Source organism: Lelliottia sp. 489, from assembly GCF_050435885.1.
Taxonomy (GTDB): domain Bacteria; phylum Pseudomonadota; class Gammaproteobacteria; order Enterobacterales; family Enterobacteriaceae; genus Enterobacter; species Enterobacter nimipressuralis.
Genome location: NZ_JBNDLC010000004.1, coordinates 155,600 through 171,633 on the forward strand (window position 1 = coordinate 155,600; position 16,034 = coordinate 171,633).

The following is a 16,034-nucleotide window of genomic DNA, read 5'->3' on the forward strand; positions in this document are numbered from 1 at the left end:
CCCGGCGGGTGCCGGGCTTACGCTTATTTAAAGCCCTTCTGCTCTTTAATGAGCTCGTACGCTTTCTGAATTTCCTGCGCTTTCTGCTTCGCCATTTCCATCATCTCTGGCGGTAACCCTTTCGCCACCAGTTTATCCGGATGATGTTCGCTCATCAGCTTGCGATAGGCGCGTTTAATGGTGGTCGCATCGTCGGTCGCTTTCACGCCCAGTACGTTACACGCATCTTCCAGCGTCGGGTCGCGCTGCGCCTGCTGCCAGCCACCGCCAGCAGACTGCTGCTGGTGTTGATAGCCGCCACCAAATTGCGCGCCGCCCTGCATCATGCGCAGGAACTGGTCGAACTGCATGCGGGAGATACCCAGCTCTTCGGCAATCACGTACAACACGTCGCGTTCGTTAGGATGCAGTGACCCATCCGCAAACGCCGCCTGAATCTGGATTTCCAGAAACATCCGAATTAAATCAAAGCGTCCGAAACAGATGCTGCGGAACTGGCGCATTTTCTCGCGCAGCGGATAATTATCCGCCTTACCGATACGAAACGCATTTTGTGCCGCCACGCGGGACTCGCCGTGCAGGCTCATGCGATCCATAAATACGCTGGCAATTTGAATGTCTGCTTCGGTGACGCGTCCCTTCGATTTGGTTAAATGCCCCATCACTTCAAAGGTGGTCGCAAAAAAGAGCGCCTGACGCTCGCGCTGGTTAGCAAACCAGGCCATTTTACGACTGCGCGCCTTATCGAACATATGCCCGATAATCAGGCCCAAAACGATGCCCCAAAATCCTGCGCCCATCAACAAAGCGAATGCGACGCCAATAATTTTACCCCAATACTGCATAGACTCCCCGTATGGTCATAGTCCTGATTCGACGCAACTCCATCATCTCAGTGGTCGAGCCACGGTCAATTGAGGGACATCGCCTATAATTTGCATTATCATACTCGTCATTCGATAGCGAGCCTAACACTCTGACTCGTAAACGGGCAGGATTAACGCTGGCACTGCGCAGATGAGTAAGATAGTCTCTGAGCGTTTGTAAGCCGTAGCCACTGATGACGGAACACTAAATATAACGTATGAAAAAACGTATCCCCACCCTCCTGGCCACCATGATCGCCGCCGCTCTGTACAGTCAACAGGGCATGGCTGCCGATCTCGCCTCACAGTGTAAGCTTGGCATCCCAAGCTATGATCGCCCATTGGTGCAGGGTGATACCAATAGCTTGCCCGTCACGATTAATGCCGACCATGCCGGTGGCAATTATCCGGATAACGCGACATTTACGGGCAATGTCGATATTAATCAGGGCAACAGCCGTCTGCGGGCGGACGAAGTCCAGCTGCATCAAAAGCAGCCTGAGGGCGCGGCAGAGCCGGTTCGCACAGTCGATGCTCTGGGCAATGTGCACTATGACGACAATCAGGTCATCCTGAAAGGTCCGAAAGGCTGGGCAAACCTGAATACCAAAGATACCAACGTCTGGGAAGGTGATTACCAGATGGTGGGTCGCCAGGGACGCGGTAAAGCAGACCTGATGAAACAGCGCGGTGAAAACCGCTACACCATTCTGGAGAATGGCTCCTTCACCTCTTGTCTTCCAGGTTCTGACACCTGGAGCGTCGTCGGTAGCGAAGTGATCCACGACCGCGAAGAGCAGGTGGCGGAAATCTGGAATGCGCGCTTTAAACTCGGCCCGGTGCCGGTGTTTTATAGCCCCTACTTGCAGTTGCCGGTCGGCGATAAGCGTCGTTCAGGTTTCCTGATCCCGAACGCCAAGTACAGCACCACGAACTATTTTGAGTTCTACCTGCCGTACTACTGGAACATCGCGCCGAACATGGACGCCACGATTACGCCGCACTACATCCATAAGCGCGGCAATATTCAGTGGCAGAACGAGTTCCGCTATTTGACCAAAGCGGGTACAGGTCTGATGGAGCTGGATTATTTGCCATCGGATAAAGTGTTTAACGATGAGCACCCGACCGAGGGCGATCGCCACCGCTGGTTATACTACTGGCAGCACTCGGGTGTAATGGATCAGGTCTGGCGTTTCAACGTCGACTACACCAAAGTCAGTGATCCCTACTACTTTAACGATTTTGATTCCAAGTACGGTTCAAGTACCGATGGCTACGCGACGCAGAAATTCAGCGTCGGTTACGCGAATCAGAACTTCAACGCCACGGTTTCTACCAAGCAGTTCCAGGTCTTCAGCAACCAAACGCGTAGCACCTACGGCGCTGAGCCACAGCTGGACGTGAACTGGACGCAGAATGACGTCGGTCCGTTTGATACCCGTGTTTATGCTCAGGCCGTGCACTTCGTGAATACCAATTCCGATATGCCGGAAGCAACGCGTGTCCACCTTGAACCGACCATTAATCTGCCACTCTCTAACGACTGGGCTAGCCTCAATACCGAAGCCAAGATGATGGCTACCCACTATCAGCAGAAGAATCTGGACTGGTACAACAATCGCTACAACACCGATCTCGAAGAGTCCGTTAACCGTGTGCTGCCACAGTTTAAAATGGACGGTAAGCTGATTTTCGAACGTGATATGAACCTGGCGAACGGCTATACCCAAACGCTGGAACCGCGCATGCAGTACCTGTATGTGCCGTATCGCGATCAGAGCAAAATCCAGAACTACGACTCCTCTTTCCTCCAGTCCGACTACAGCGGCCTGTTCCGCGATCGTACCTATGGCGGACTTGACCGTATTGCTTCCGCGAACCAGGTGACGACCGGCGTCACGACTCGCGTATATGATGACGCTGCGGTTGAACGTTTTAACGTTTCTGTTGGTCAAATCTACTACTTCACTGAAGCACGTACCGGTGATGACGACATTAACTGGGAGAAAGACAATAAAACGGGTGCCCTGGTGTGGGCCGGTGATACCTACTGGCGCATGACCGATCGTTGGGGTCTGCGCGGTGGCCTGCAGTACGATACCCGTCTGGATAACGTCGCCACCAGCAGCGCAAGCGTTGAGTATCGTCGTGATGAAGACCGGATGGTGCAGTTGACTTACCGTTACGCCAGCCCGGAATATATTCAGGCGACGCTGCCAAACTACGCCAACGTCGAGCAGTATAAAGACGGTATTTCCCAGGTGGGTGGTGCCGCAAGTTGGCCGATCGCCGATCGCTGGTCCATTGTGGGCGCCTACTACTTTGACACGAACACCAGCAAGCCTGCGGATCAGATGGTTGGCTTGCAATACAACTCCTGCTGTTATGCGCTTCGCGTAGGCTACGAGCGCAAACTTAACGGCTGGAATACCGACAATAATCAGAGCAAATACGATAACGTCATTGGCTTCAATGTCGAATTGCGCGGCCTGAGTTCCAACTACGGCCTGGGCACGCAGCAGATGCTGCGCTCGAACATTCTGCCATATCGTAGTTCCTTGTAATGTGCTTGATTTACAACGCCATCCGCTTTGCGGTTAATTGAAATGGAAAAAGTATGAAGAACTGGAAAACGCTGCTGCTCGGTATCGCTATGGTTGCGAACACCAGCTTTGCCGCGCCACAGGTTGTTGATAAAGTCGCCGCCGTGGTGAACAACGGTGTAGTACTTGAAAGCGACGTAAATGGCTTAATGCAATCTGTGAAGCTCAATTCGGGTGAAGCAGGTCAGCAACTTCCAGATGACGCGACGCTGCGTCATCAGATCCTCGAGCGTTTGATCATGGATCAGATCGTGCTGCAGATGGGTCAGAAAATGGGTGTGAAGGTGACCGATCAGCAGCTCGATGAAGCGATCGCCAACATTTCTAAGCAAAACAACATGACCCTCGATCAGATGCGCAGCCGTCTGGCCTACGATGGGATCAGCTATGCGACCTACCGCAACCAGATCCGCAAAGAGATGCTGATCTCTGAAGTGCGCAACAACGAAGTGCGTCGCCGCGTATCGATCCTGCCGCAGGAAGTGGATCAACTGGCGAAGCAGGTGGGCAACCAGAATGATGCCAGCACCGAACTGAACCTGAGCCACATTCTGATTCCATTGCCAGAAAACCCGACTTCCGATCAGGCTGCTGAAGCGGAAAGTCAGGCACGTTCTATCGTGGATCAGGCGCGTAACGGCGGTGACTTCGGCAAACTGGCGATCAGCTACTCCGCTGACCAGCAGGCGCTGAAAGGCGGCCAGATGGGCTGGGGTCGTATTCAGGAGCTGCCGTCTATCTTTGCGCAGGCGCTGAGCACCGCGAAGAAAGGCGATGTCATCGGTCCTATCCGTTCCGGTGTCGGCTTCCATATTCTGAAAGTGAACGATATGCGCGGTCAGAGCCAGAGTATTTCCGTCACGGAAGTGCATGCTCGCCACATCCTGCTTAAGCCGTCACCGATTATGACCGACGACCAGGCGCGCGTGAAACTGGAGCAGATTGCTGCCGATATTAAGAGCGGTAAAACCTCCTTCGCCAATGCGGCGAAAGAGTTCTCTCAGGATCCCGGCTCTGCGAATCAGGGCGGCGATCTGGGCTGGGCGGCTGCGGATATCTACGATCCTGCCTTCCGCGATGCGCTGATGAAGCTGAACAAAGGCCAGATGAGCGCCCCGGTTCACTCCTCCTTCGGCTGGCACTTAATCGAACTGATGGATACCCGCAACGTGGATAAAACCGACGCGGCCCAGAAAGACAGAGCCTACCGTATGCTGTTCAACCGTAAATTCTCTGAAGAAGCGGCGACCTGGATGCAGGAACAACGCGCCAGCGCTTACGTGAAAATACTGAGCAACTAATGAAACAACATCGTGTTGTTATCACTCCCGGCGAACCCGCCGGGATTGGTCCTGACCTCGTCGTCCAGCTTGCACAACAGAGCTGGCCGGTGGAACTGGTCGTCTGTGCTGATGCAACACTGTTAAAAGACCGGGCTGAATGGCTCGGTCTGCCTTTAACGCTCCTGCCTTACGACGCCAGCCAAACGCCTGTTCCTCAGCAGGCGGGTACTTTAACGCTTCTCCCTATTGATCTTCGTGCCCCTGCGCAGCCAGGCCTGCTCAACACCGAAAACGGTCACTACGTTGTCGATACGCTGGCGCGCGCCTGTGATGGTTGCCTGAGCGGTGAATTTGCCGCGCTGATTACCGGTCCGGTACATAAGGGCGTGATTAACGATGCGGGTGTGCCGTTTACTGGCCACACGGAATTCTTTGAAGCGCGCTCCCACAGCGACAACGTGGTCATGATGCTGGCGACGGAGGAACTGCGCGTCGCGCTGGTGACGACCCATTTGCCGCTGAAAGCCATTGCAGAGGCGATCACGCCTGATCTGCTGCGCGACATCATCACCATTTTGCATCACGATTTGCAAACCAAATTCGGTATCAAAGCGCCGCATATTCTGGTTTGTGGGCTGAATCCCCACGCGGGTGAAGGCGGGCATATGGGCACGGAAGAGATCGAAACCATCATTCCGGTGCTGGAAGAGATGCGCGCCAAAGGGATGAATCTCAGCGGGCCGCTGCCGGCTGATACCCTTTTCCAGGCTAAATATCTTGATAGTGCAGATGCTGTGCTCGCGATGTACCACGATCAGGGCCTGCCCGTGCTAAAATACCAGGGATTTGGCCGCGCCGTGAACATCACGCTCGGTTTACCCTTTATTCGAACGTCCGTTGACCACGGTACTGCGCTGGATCTGGCAGGAAAAGGCAAAGCGGATGTCGGCAGTTTTATTACGGCGCTTAATCTCGCCATCAAAATGATTGTTAATACTCAATGAATACTAGAGTCCATCAGGGCCACTTAGCCCGCAAACGCTTCGGGCAAAACTTCCTTAACGATCAATTCGTTATCGAAAGCATCGTTTCCGCCATTAATCCACAAAAAGGCCAGGCGATGGTCGAAATCGGTCCGGGCCTTGCCGCGCTGACCGAGCCCGTGGGTGAACGCCTCGACGAAATGACGGTTATCGAGCTGGACCGCGATCTGGCGGCCCGTCTGCAAACGCATCCGTTCCTCGGTCCTAAGCTGACGATTTACCAGCAGGACGCCATGACCATGAACTTCGCCGAGCTGTCCGAGAAGCTGGGCCAGCCGCTGCGCGTGTTCGGCAACCTGCCGTATAACATCTCTACGCCGCTGATGTTCCATCTGTTTAGCTATACTGATGCCATTGCAGACATGCACTTCATGCTGCAAAAAGAGGTCGTCAACCGACTGGTTGCAGGGCCGAACAGTAAAGCGTATGGTCGATTGAGCGTAATGGCGCAATACTATTGCCAGATTATCCCGGTACTCGAAGTGCCACCGACCGCCTTTACCCCGGCGCCAAAAGTGGAATCTGCGGTAGTGCGTCTGGTCCCCCATGCCGTGATGCCGTACCCGGTCAAAGAGCTGCGCGTACTGAGCCGCATCACCACGGAGGCCTTTAACCAGCGCCGTAAAACGATTCGCAACAGCCTGGGTAACTCGTTTACCGTTGAGGTGTTGACCGAATTAGGTATCGATCCGGCAATGCGTGCGGAAAATATTTCCGTTGAGCAGTACTGTAAGTTGGCTAATTACATCAGCGACAACGCACCGCCAAAGGAGAGCTAAGCCATGATTGATTCGCCCCGCGTATGTGTTCAGGTGCAAAGCGTTTACGTCGAGTCTCAGTCCACACCGGACGACGAGCGTTTTGTTTTTGCTTACACCGTAACCATTCGCAATCTGGGGCGGATGCCTGTGCAACTGCTCGGGCGCTACTGGCTTATCACCAACGGCAATGGCCGTGAAATTGAAGTCCAGGGCGAAGGTGTGGTGGGAGAACAACCTCACATCGCCCCTGGCGAAGAGTATCAGTACACCAGCGGTGCCGTCATAGAGACACCGATGGGCACCATGCAAGGCCATTATGAAATGGTCGATCCAGACGGCAATACCTTCCGTATTGCCGTGCCTGTTTTCCGTCTCGCCGTTCCTACATTCATTCACTAAAAAAATGTCTACATATCTCATTGGCGACGTTCACGGTTGCTACGATGAACTGATCGCATTGCTAAAACAGGTCGATTTTACGCCTGGACAAGACACCCTCTGGTTGACGGGCGATTTAGTGGCGCGCGGCCCTGGGTCGCTGGATGTCTTACGCTTCGTCAAATCGCTGGGCGACAGCGTGCGTGTGGTGCTGGGCAATCACGATCTGCATCTGCTGGCGGTGTTTGCCGGAATCAGCCGCAACAAGCCTAAAGACCGCATCACGCCGCTGCTTGAAGCACCCGATGCCGACGAGCTGCTCAACTGGCTGCGTCGTCAGCCTTTGCTGCAGGTCGACGAAGAGAAAAAACTGGTTATGGCCCATGCCGGGATCACCCCGCAGTGGGATCTGCAGACCGCCAAAGAGTGCGCGCGCGACGTCGAAGCGGTGCTGGCGAGCGACTCCTATCCGTTCTTCCTCGACGCGATGTATGGCGATATGCCGAACAACTGGAGCCCGGAGTTAAGCGGTCTGGCGCGCCTGCGCTTCGTGACCAATGCCTTTACCCGCATGCGCTACTGCTTCCCGAACGGTCAGCTGGATATGTACTGCAAAGACACGCCGGAAAACGCCCCTGCACCGCTAAAACCCTGGTTTGCCATTCCTGGTCCGGTGACGGATGAGTACAGCGTTGTGTTTGGCCACTGGGCATCGCTGGAAGGCAAAGGCACGCCGGAGAACATTTACGGGCTGGATACGGGATGTTGCTGGGGCGGAGATTTAACCTGCCTGCGCTGGGAAGATAAGCACTATTTTGTGCAGCCGTCGAACCGGCATCTGGAGTTAGGGGATGGCGAGGCGGTTGCCTCCTGATATTAATGCCGGATAGTGGCGGCTTTGCCTTATCCGGTTTATGTTCAGTCGTAAAACCCCGGTCAGCGAAGCGCCACCGGGGAATAAGACTTAACGACGTTCTAAAACTTCGAAGCAGTAGCTGTGCGAGTTCTGCGCATCAGCGTCGTGGAATTCGCTGAAGACAGATTCCCACTCGTCAGGATCGTAGTCAGGGAAATGCGTATCCCCTTCCACTTCTGCGTCAATGTGGGTCAGGTAGAGCTTCTGTGCTTTTGGCAGGAACTGCTCGTAAACACGTCCCCCACCAATCACCATAATCTCTTCTGCGTCACCACAGGCGGCAATCGCGTCGTCGACGGATTTTACCCATTCAACGCGATCGTCCGTGCCCGGCTGGCTACTGATAACGATGTTTTTACGACCCGGTAGCGGGCGACCGATTGACTCCCAGGTCAGGCGGCCCATCACTACCGGCTTGTTTAGCGTGGTGCGTTTAAACCATGCCAGATCGGCAGGCAGGTTCCACGGCATGGCGTTTTCCATACCGATAACGCGGTCTACCGCCAGCGCTGCAATCAGACTGATCATTGAAAATTTCCCGGATGCAAAAAATTGCCGCCACTATACGGAAAGCTTAATCTTTCGTCGACTGGCGGCAGAGTAAAGAACGGGAAATATTTCAATATTGCTGGCAACTCCTCTTCACGCGACAGGTTTACTCTCTGGCTCATCCTTCGGATCGCCAGTATGTTTACCCTCTTCCGTGCCTTGCCAGCCGTGACGCTGGGTCAACGACAGATGATTACGGTCTTCGTTGATGATCTCTGTCAGCATCGCGCTGGTGCGTTTCACGGCGGCGGCGCGGGACGTCGAATCATCATCGGCCATCTCAACCATCTCTTCGACCATATCGGTGTTAAAACGACGGAACAGATCGGCACGCTCACGCGCCTCATAGGCGCCAAGCCCCAAACCTTCCAGCGCCATACGCCCGGATTTCAGCGCCCCTTCGAATGTTTCACGCTCTGGCGCGTCCACCCCTGCCTGACGCAGCTTGATGTAATGGTCCACGTCGCGCGCCCGGGAGATGATTTTCAGGTTAGGGAAATGCTCCATGGCCAGTTCAGCTAACTGCAGGCTGGCCTGCGGATCGTCAATCGCATTGATCAGCACTTCGGCTTTCGCCGCTCCGGCGGACTCCAGCAGATCGACACGTGTCGCATCGCCGTAGAAGACCTTCATACCGAATTTACGCAGGGTTTCGATATGGTCGGGATCGTGATCCAGAATGACCATTTTCACGCCGCTGGAGAGCAGCAAACGGCCGGCGATCTGCCCGAAGCGGCCAAACCCGGCGATGATCACCCGCGGCTGCTCTTCGTCAATCTCATCGGCTTCGCGATCCTGCCCGCTGCCTGATTGTTCAAGACGCGTCAGGAGCACCAGCAGAATCGGCGTGGCGGCCATCGACAGCGCCACCGCCAGCGTCAGCGCTTTCGCCCACTCCGTATCCAGCACGTTCGCCATCTGCGCCGCGCCAAACACCACGAAGGCGAACTCGCTCCCCTGCCCCAGCAGCACGGCAAACCAGCGGCGCTGTTTATTCGGCACATTCAGCGGACGGGCGATCAGCCACAACATCCCCATTTTGATCACCAGGAAACCGGCCAGCAGAATGAAAATGCGCAGCGGGTGCGTCACCAGCGTCCCAAAGTCGATAGACATCCCGACGCCGATGAAAAACAGCCCCAGCAGCAGGCCCTTGAAGGGCTCGATATCGCTTTCAAGCGCATGTCGGTATTCGGAGCTGGCCAGCAGCACGCCCGCCAGGAAAGCGCCCATCGCCATCGACAGACCGGCCTCCTCAAGCAGCAAACCAAAGCCGAAGACCAGAAACAGCGCCACGGCGCTGAACACTTCGCGCAGGCCGGAGCGAGCCACAAAGCGCAGCAGCGGACGGGTCACATAGCGCCCTAACAAAATCACCAGCGCCAGCGCGCCCGCCACCTTCAGCGCCGACAGGGCAAAAGCCCCCAGCGTGGTGGACGAGCCGCTCGCTGCCAGCAGTGGGATCATCGCCACCAGAGGAATGGCGGCAATATCCTGGAACAGTAAAACGGAAAACGTGCTGCGCCCCATCTGGGAAACCGTCAGGTTACGCTCATTCATCGCCTGCATGGCAATCGCCGTCGAGGAGAGCGCAAGGGTCATCCCGATAAGCTCGGCTACCTTCCAGTCCATCCCGAGCAGCATACAGAAGCCGCCCAATAGTGCGCCGCAGGCGACCATCTGCAGTGCGCCGCCGCCGAATACCGAGGCGCGCAGTTTCCACAGACGCTGTGGATCGAGTTCCAGACCAATGACAAATAGCATCAGCACCACGCCGATTTCAGCGAAGTGCAAAATGGACTCAGCGTCCGTAACCAGCCCCAGCCCCCATGGGCCGATGGCGCAACCGGCAATTAAATAGCCGAGAACCGATCCCAGCCCCAGACGCACGGCAACCGGTACAATCAGCGCAGCGGCCCCCAGGTAGATCAGCGCCTGTATTAGCGTGTGGCTATCCATGGTGGTGCTCCTGCCAGTCGAGTAAACGTTGTTTATAGTGACGCGCCTGCGCCTGTAGTGTTTCGTCGTCACAGACAAAGGTACAGTGCATGGCGAAAGGCGGCAGCCACTGCAATCCGCAGTAGATTGCCGTCGCCTGCAGCGGCTGAGACAGCACCTCAAACCCTGGATGTTCGCCGATTTCGAAATGGCTTTCACCGCCGCCAGTGGTAACGGCCCACATCAGGCTTTTACCTTTTAGCGCGTGGCCGTTGTGCCCGTACGCCCAGCCGTGGGAGAAGACTTTGTCGATCCACAGTTTGAGCAGCGGCGGCGTGCTGTACCACTGCATGGGATGCTGCCAGACGATAAGATCCGCGCGGGAGATGGCCTCCTGTTCGGCGGCGATATCGATGTTAAAGTCGGGATAGAGTTGATAGAGGGAGCGTATCTCAACGCCGTCGATTTCCCTGGCTTGTTCAAGCATCCGCTTATTCGCGTGCGAGTGCTGCGGATAAGGATGCGCATAAATTATCAGAATCATTCGGAGCTCTTAACGAGAGGAACATCTGATCAAGCATATCCCATTGGCGGTAAAACAAAAACGAGATACATAAGCCCGGTTAATATGACAGGGGCGTCACCGCATTCCGTGATGATGCTGGCGGCAAATCGGACACAGCGACGCCTGCGGGTGCCAGGCATAAAATGGGCGGGAGCACGCCGGGCATGAGGTCTCAAACAGAGCGTGAACGACAGGATCCGCTCTCCCCGTCGCAGGCGCGATGGAAATGGCATCGACAGGACAGACCGCCTCGCACGCTTTACATCCGTGACACTGCCGGGCATCGAGGGTAAAGGAACCCGCCTTGAGCAAGACGGCTTTTGGGGAACAGACCCGGCTGCACGCCGCGCAGGCCACACACGTTTCAGTGTCGAGGTGCAGCGTAAACTGATGATACTGCGGAAATGCCTTTGAAAGCGGCTCCACCGCGATCGCAACGCCCCTCTCCAGACCAGACAAACGGCGGCGGCCACGATTGAGGGACGCGTGCTGCGGCGGATAAATTTGCCAGGGTGGCTCATCCAGCTCGCGCAGTTTTAAATTGAGCGCCGCGATAGCAACGCCCCAGTGAGGATGTTCATCCAGATCGATTTCGACGCCACGAATGTGATGCTGGACATGCCACAGCAACAGTTCATTGATATCCGGTGCAATGGATGTGAAAGGTGCGATTAAGCGTTGCGCGCTGAGGTGTCTTCGGGGCGGCTCCAGGTGCGCAATGGCCTCCACGGGGCAGACAAACAGACAGCGCCCACAGCCCAGGCAAAGATCTTGGTTCAGCGCCGCGCTCTCTCCGGTGATACTCAGCGCACCTGCGGGACAGGTGTCAACGCAGGCACGGCAGGTTGCACGTCGAAGCGAACGGCGTAAACATGACTCGCCCACCGCAGGAGGCGGGGGGGAGTCAGCGAAAGCAAAACGAAACATCAGTGAATGCTAAAGAACGCAAAGCGCAGCAGGACTTCAGCTACCAGCAGTAACACGCCCCCCACATACAGCCACACCTGGCGACGGCCAAGTGCGCCATATGCAAAGGCCAGCATGCCGACGACAGAAAGGCTCCAGCCCCATAAACGCAGCTGTGCGGTTGCCTGAAACGCCTCCAGCGGCTGATGCGGGAACGTCAGCGCGTCAGTCAGTCCGGCTCCGGCCAGCCACGATAGGTAAGGCATTTGCGTGAGCAACCGAACCAGAACGGCGGCCACGATCAGCCCCATCATCCAGCGTGTCAGGGAGCTATTGCGTATAGGCAGCACCGCACTCGCCACCACCGCACCGACAATGACGACCGAGCCATAGAACATGACCAGGGTGTTGGCATGCATCCAGGTGATCACCGAGGTATGCATGTAGATTTGGCTCATGCAAAACACATCAACCAGCCCTACCAGCAGCGCCAACGGCATCAGCACTTTCCACAGCGCACCGTTCATTAGCGAGGCCAAAAAACCCAACCCCGCGACGGCCAGGAACAGGCTGGCAAACACGATTTCCCGGCTTAACCACGAAGTGCTGAAATGGCGCAGCGCATTGAAGGCGTTAAGCGGATACCCCAGATGGAATACCGATGCCAGCAGGCCAAGTCCGGCCATCACGCAGACGATAAAGACCGGCATACGCGTGCGTTCCGTTGGCATTCGTGCGGAATAACTCTGCGTTGTGCCAGCGCACAGGTTTAAGCTCACAAACAGCGTCAGCCCGACGGCCCCCTGCAGCAGCAGGGTAAACATTAATAGCGGCCACTCATGCATGAGGCTTCTCCTTTTTCTCCGCACCCTGATGCGCTTTGATCACCAGGTTTGGCTGCGTGATCGCCGAATCAGGCAATCCCTTCACATCGCAAAGGTCGCCATATTTTTTGCGTAATTCCTCAATCGGGCCAAACTGAATTGCCCCCAGCGGGCAGGTCGCAACGCAGATCGGCTGCTCGCCCTTCGCCTGCAGATCCACACAAAAATCGCACTTCGACATTTGTCCGGTCTGCTCATTCAGCTGCGGCGCGCCGTAAGGGCAGGACCATGCGCAGTATCCGCAGCCCACGCATTTATCCGTGTTCACCCTGACAATCCCGTCGCCAGGCCGTTTGTGCATGGCGGTGGTTGGGCAATTTTTCGTACAGACAGGAGCTGCGCAATGATTGCAGGAGATGGAGAGCGTGTACGCGAAGACATTATTCTGCATGCCTCCCTGCCCCGTAGGCATAAACCCGCCGCCAGTCACTTCGTAAACCCGACGAAAACGACGCCCCACGTCCAGATTATTTTTATCTTTGCACGCGACCTGGCAGGCCTTGCAGCCGGAACAGCGTGAAGAATCGATAAAGAACCCGAGCTGCTTATCGCTCACGGGCGCAAAGTCCTTAAACTGACTCATGCTTCGCTACCTCCACCAGCATGGTTTGATGAGAATTCCCTTTCGCCAGCGCCGTAATTCGCGACGAGCTAAGTACGTTGGCACATCCGCCATGATCGATCCCTTGCGCATCGGGCTGCCACCAGGCACCAGCCTGCATAGCGACGACGCCTGGGATAATACGCGGCGTCACTTCCGCCTCTACCAGGCTCACGCCGCGTGCGTTATGAATGCGCACCTTGTCGCCTTGCACGATCCCGCGCGACTCAGCATCCCGTGGGTTAATCCACAGTTTTTGTGTCTGCACCTCCTGCAGCCAGGGGTTAGCGTACTGAGTTGAGTTCGCCCGGTTTTTGCCTTTCCAGGTAATGAGCTGCAAGGGGAACTGCTTCGCTAAAGGATCTTCCGGCCCTTCGTGCGCGGGCACATAGTGGGAAAGCGCCGGAATTTCCGGGTGCTGCATGTCATACAACCGCTTCGAAAAAATTTCGATCTTGCCGGACGGCGTCGGGAAAGGATGGTTATCCGGATCGCGGATGTTCTCCTCAAAGGCCACCCATGGGGCGCTCTTAAACAGATGACGGCGCTGGACCTGCAGTTGTTCAAAGGTCGGAAGATGTTCATCCGGCATCGACAGCCGGGTGTTTTCCCAGATGTGCTCGATCCACTGTTTTTCATCCCGGCCCTGACTGAACTCCGCTTCCACGCCAAGTTTTGCCGCTACTTCGCGCTGCCACTCATAGTCGCTACGGCGCTCAAACTCCGGATCGATGAGCTTTTCTGATAGCACCAGATAATTTGCCGTCCCCCAGGTTTCACCGATATTCCAGCGCTCCATAAAGCTGGTTTCTGGCAAAAGCAGGTCGGCATATTTCGCGCTGGGGCTCATGTAGAGATCGCTGACGACGATAAACTCGATTTTCGATTCGTCCTCAAGCATTTTCACCGTCTGGTTAACGTCCGGGTTTTGGTTCGCCAGATAGTTACCTGCCAGCGAGAACAGGATGCGGATGTTGCTGCTGAGTTTCTCGGCCCCTTTCAGGCCATCGTCCGGGCTGACTTTACTGGCATCTTCCGCCGCCTGGACCCAGTTCATGATCGAGATACTCTCTTTAACAGGGTTCTCCAGCGTTTCGGTGCCGGTGGTGAATTTTCGGTTGGCACATCCGCCGTAGCCTGCGGCCCAGCCGCCCATCACGCCGACATTGCCGGTCAGCGTGGCTAGCAGCGTGGAGCCTCTGGCGGTACGTTCACCGCAGTTATGTCGTTGCGGCCCCCAGCCCTGAATCAGCGCCGCCGGTTTGGTGGTGGCGTAATCGCGCGCCAGCTGGCGAATCGTCTGCGCAGGAACGTGGGTGATTTTCTCGGCCCATTCGGGGGTCTTCACCACGCCGTCTTTTTTCCCCATCAGATAGGCCATCAGCGACTCATTCGCCGGAACGCCCTCTGGCATCGAATCCTCGTCAAAGCCGAGCGTGTGACGGGCGATAAAGTTTTTGTCGTGCAGATCCTCGCTAATGATGACGTACATCATCGCATCCATCAGCGCATTGTCGGTCGTCGGCAGCAGCGGGATCCACTCATCCGCCAGGGACGACGTGGTGTCAGAATAACGTGGATCAACCACGATGAAGCGGGTGCCGTTTTGCTTCATCTGCTGGAAATAGTGGTTGGTGTGACCAAAAATCGTCTCGGTAGGGTTGTGCCCCCAGAGGATCACCAGCGGGGTGTCTTTCAGGGTATCAAGAGAGTTTCCGCTGGCCGCGATGCCGTATGTGTACGGCGTGGCCGCCACGGTATTTCCGAGGCTGACGGAGTGGTAGTACGAGAGATACCCGCCGGTCAGATTCAGCAGGCGTTTCATCATCCCGTCGCCGGAAAATGCCCCGCCGCTGGTGGCGGTATTGTTATGCATAAACCGCGACGCCGGGCCATATTTCGCCGTGATCCGCGTGAGGTTATCCGCAATCATCGTCGTGGCTTCATCCCAGGAGATGCGCTCGAACTTCCCTTCTCCGCGCTTGCCCACGCGCTTCATCGGGTATTTGAGACGATCGGGATGATAGACGAATTTACGGTATCCACGGCCACGCACGCAGGCGCGCATAATCGGCATATCAGGATCGAGTTCATTATCGGGGCGAGTGGTGATTCGTGTGACAACGCCCTCTGAAACATGAGCGCGAATATCACATTTTCCGCCGCAGTCGAAGGTGCTGCAGGTTGCGACCACTTTTTCCATCGACGGTGAGTCCGGTACGACGGCAGTCGTGTCTGCAACATCAGCGGATCGTGCAGTGCGGGATACAAAAGGAAGGGTCAGGAGTAAAGAACCCGATTTGAGGACGTAACGCCGTGAAATTTCTAAACCTTGCTTATCTGGTGCTTTTTGATGTTCTTCCATAATCACTCTCCATTTTTCAGAGCGTGATTCTCGCTTACCTCCTAAGGATTACGGTTGATATTCGTCAAGGATTAGATACAGCGGCGAAGCGCCGCTGTAAGAAAAAAAATGAATGAGAATTAGTTATCTAATTCACTCATGTTCTTAACCTGATCGCGGTTAATTTGCTCGGTTTTACCGGTTTGTGCATTTTTATAGGAAACCAGACCGGTGTCGTCATCGACCTGTGGTTTACCGTCGGTGACGATGGTTCTGCCATCTGTGGTTTCCACTGCCTGGTTAGATGAACAACCAGCAACGGTGAAGAGAGCTGCGGCAGCAAAAATTGAGGTGGCCAGAAGTTTATTTCGCATGGTGTTCTCCCTGCTTTTCA

General features: G+C 55.7%; 15 protein-coding genes. 6 read left to right on the forward strand and 9 right to left on the reverse strand.

The features are described from left to right. Positions 1-23: 23 nt before the first annotated feature. On the reverse strand, positions 24-845 hold the full coding sequence (djlA, locus tag ABIE11_RS14400) for a co-chaperone DjlA (RefSeq protein WP_429184755.1): 822 nt from the start codon (positions 843-845) through the stop codon (positions 24-26). A 239-nt stretch (positions 846-1,084) separates the two neighbouring features. Between djlA and lptD the strand changes: the two genes are divergently transcribed. From lptD to apaH, 6 genes are read left to right on the forward strand one after another with little or no spacing between them, the layout of a single operon-like run. Further along, positions 1,085-3,433: an LPS assembly protein LptD gene (lptD, locus tag ABIE11_RS14405; RefSeq protein WP_429184756.1), complete on the forward strand. Its 2,349-nt coding sequence runs from the start codon at positions 1,085-1,087 to the stop codon at positions 3,431-3,433. Between the two features lie 53 nt (positions 3,434-3,486). Further along, a complete protein-coding gene (gene surA, locus ABIE11_RS14410) occupies positions 3,487-4,773 on the forward strand; it encodes a peptidylprolyl isomerase SurA (protein ID WP_100777671.1) in 1,287 nt (428 codons plus the stop codon). After that, positions 4,773-5,759, forward strand: coding sequence for a 4-hydroxythreonine-4-phosphate dehydrogenase PdxA (gene pdxA / locus ABIE11_RS14415; RefSeq protein WP_312155690.1), 987 nt, complete (start codon positions 4,773-4,775; stop codon positions 5,757-5,759). The genes surA and pdxA overlap by 1 nt, the downstream gene beginning before the upstream one ends. Then, the gene (rsmA, locus tag ABIE11_RS14420; RefSeq protein WP_100777673.1) at positions 5,756-6,577 is read left to right on the forward strand and encodes a 16S rRNA (adenine(1518)-N(6)/adenine(1519)-N(6))-dimethyltransferase RsmA; all 822 of its coding nucleotides are present in this window, start codon (positions 5,756-5,758) and stop codon (positions 6,575-6,577) included. Before pdxA ends, rsmA begins: the two co-directional genes overlap by 4 nt. A gap of 3 nt (positions 6,578-6,580) precedes the next feature. Beyond that, positions 6,581-6,958 carry a Co2+/Mg2+ efflux protein ApaG gene (apaG, locus tag ABIE11_RS14425; RefSeq protein WP_100777674.1) on the forward strand — a complete coding sequence of 126 codons (378 nt, stop codon included), beginning with the start codon at positions 6,581-6,583 and terminating at the stop codon, positions 6,956-6,958. 4 nt (positions 6,959-6,962) lie between these two features. Further along, positions 6,963-7,811 carry a bis(5'-nucleosyl)-tetraphosphatase (symmetrical) ApaH gene (apaH, locus tag ABIE11_RS14430; RefSeq protein ID WP_100777675.1) on the forward strand — a complete coding sequence of 283 codons (849 nt, stop codon included), beginning with the start codon at positions 6,963-6,965 and terminating at the stop codon, positions 7,809-7,811. Between the two features lie 90 nt (positions 7,812-7,901). Here the strand turns inward: apaH and folA are convergent, their stop codons facing one another. The 8 genes from folA to ABIE11_RS14470 form a co-directional block, all read right to left on the reverse strand. Next, positions 7,902-8,381 (reverse strand): type 3 dihydrofolate reductase, encoded by a 480-nt coding sequence (gene folA / locus ABIE11_RS14435; protein WP_100777676.1) that lies wholly within the window; start codon positions 8,379-8,381, stop codon positions 7,902-7,904. A gap of 114 nt (positions 8,382-8,495) precedes the next feature. After that, a complete protein-coding gene (gene kefC, locus ABIE11_RS14440) occupies positions 8,496-10,361 on the reverse strand; it encodes a glutathione-regulated potassium-efflux system protein KefC (protein ID WP_429184757.1) in 1,866 nt (621 codons plus the stop codon). Beyond that, complete coding sequence (gene kefF, locus ABIE11_RS14445) at positions 10,354-10,884, reverse strand: glutathione-regulated potassium-efflux system oxidoreductase KefF (RefSeq protein ID WP_100777679.1); 531 nt, start codon at positions 10,882-10,884, stop codon at positions 10,354-10,356. The genes kefC and kefF overlap by 8 nt, the downstream gene beginning before the upstream one ends. Before the next feature lie 96 nt (positions 10,885-10,980). Beyond that, complete coding sequence (locus tag ABIE11_RS14450) at positions 10,981-11,832, reverse strand: 4Fe-4S binding protein (protein ID WP_429184758.1); 852 nt, start codon at positions 11,830-11,832, stop codon at positions 10,981-10,983. Continuing rightward, on the reverse strand, positions 11,832-12,656 hold the full coding sequence (locus ABIE11_RS14455) for a dimethyl sulfoxide reductase anchor subunit family protein (RefSeq protein WP_429184759.1): 825 nt from the start codon (positions 12,654-12,656) through the stop codon (positions 11,832-11,834). Before ABIE11_RS14455 ends, ABIE11_RS14450 begins: the two co-directional genes overlap by 1 nt. Beyond that, on the reverse strand, positions 12,649-13,278 hold the full coding sequence (locus tag ABIE11_RS14460; protein WP_314521834.1) for a DMSO/selenate family reductase complex B subunit: 630 nt from the start codon (positions 13,276-13,278) through the stop codon (positions 12,649-12,651). Before ABIE11_RS14460 ends, ABIE11_RS14455 begins: the two co-directional genes overlap by 8 nt. After that, on the reverse strand, positions 13,265-15,661 hold the full coding sequence (locus ABIE11_RS14465) for a DMSO/selenate family reductase complex A subunit (protein ID WP_429184760.1): 2,397 nt from the start codon (positions 15,659-15,661) through the stop codon (positions 13,265-13,267). Before ABIE11_RS14465 ends, ABIE11_RS14460 begins: the two co-directional genes overlap by 14 nt. Before the next feature lie 119 nt (positions 15,662-15,780). Further along, positions 15,781-16,014, reverse strand: coding sequence for a YgdI/YgdR family lipoprotein (locus ABIE11_RS14470; protein WP_100777684.1), 234 nt, complete (start codon positions 16,012-16,014; stop codon positions 15,781-15,783). Between the last annotated feature and the right edge of the window lie 20 nt (positions 16,015-16,034).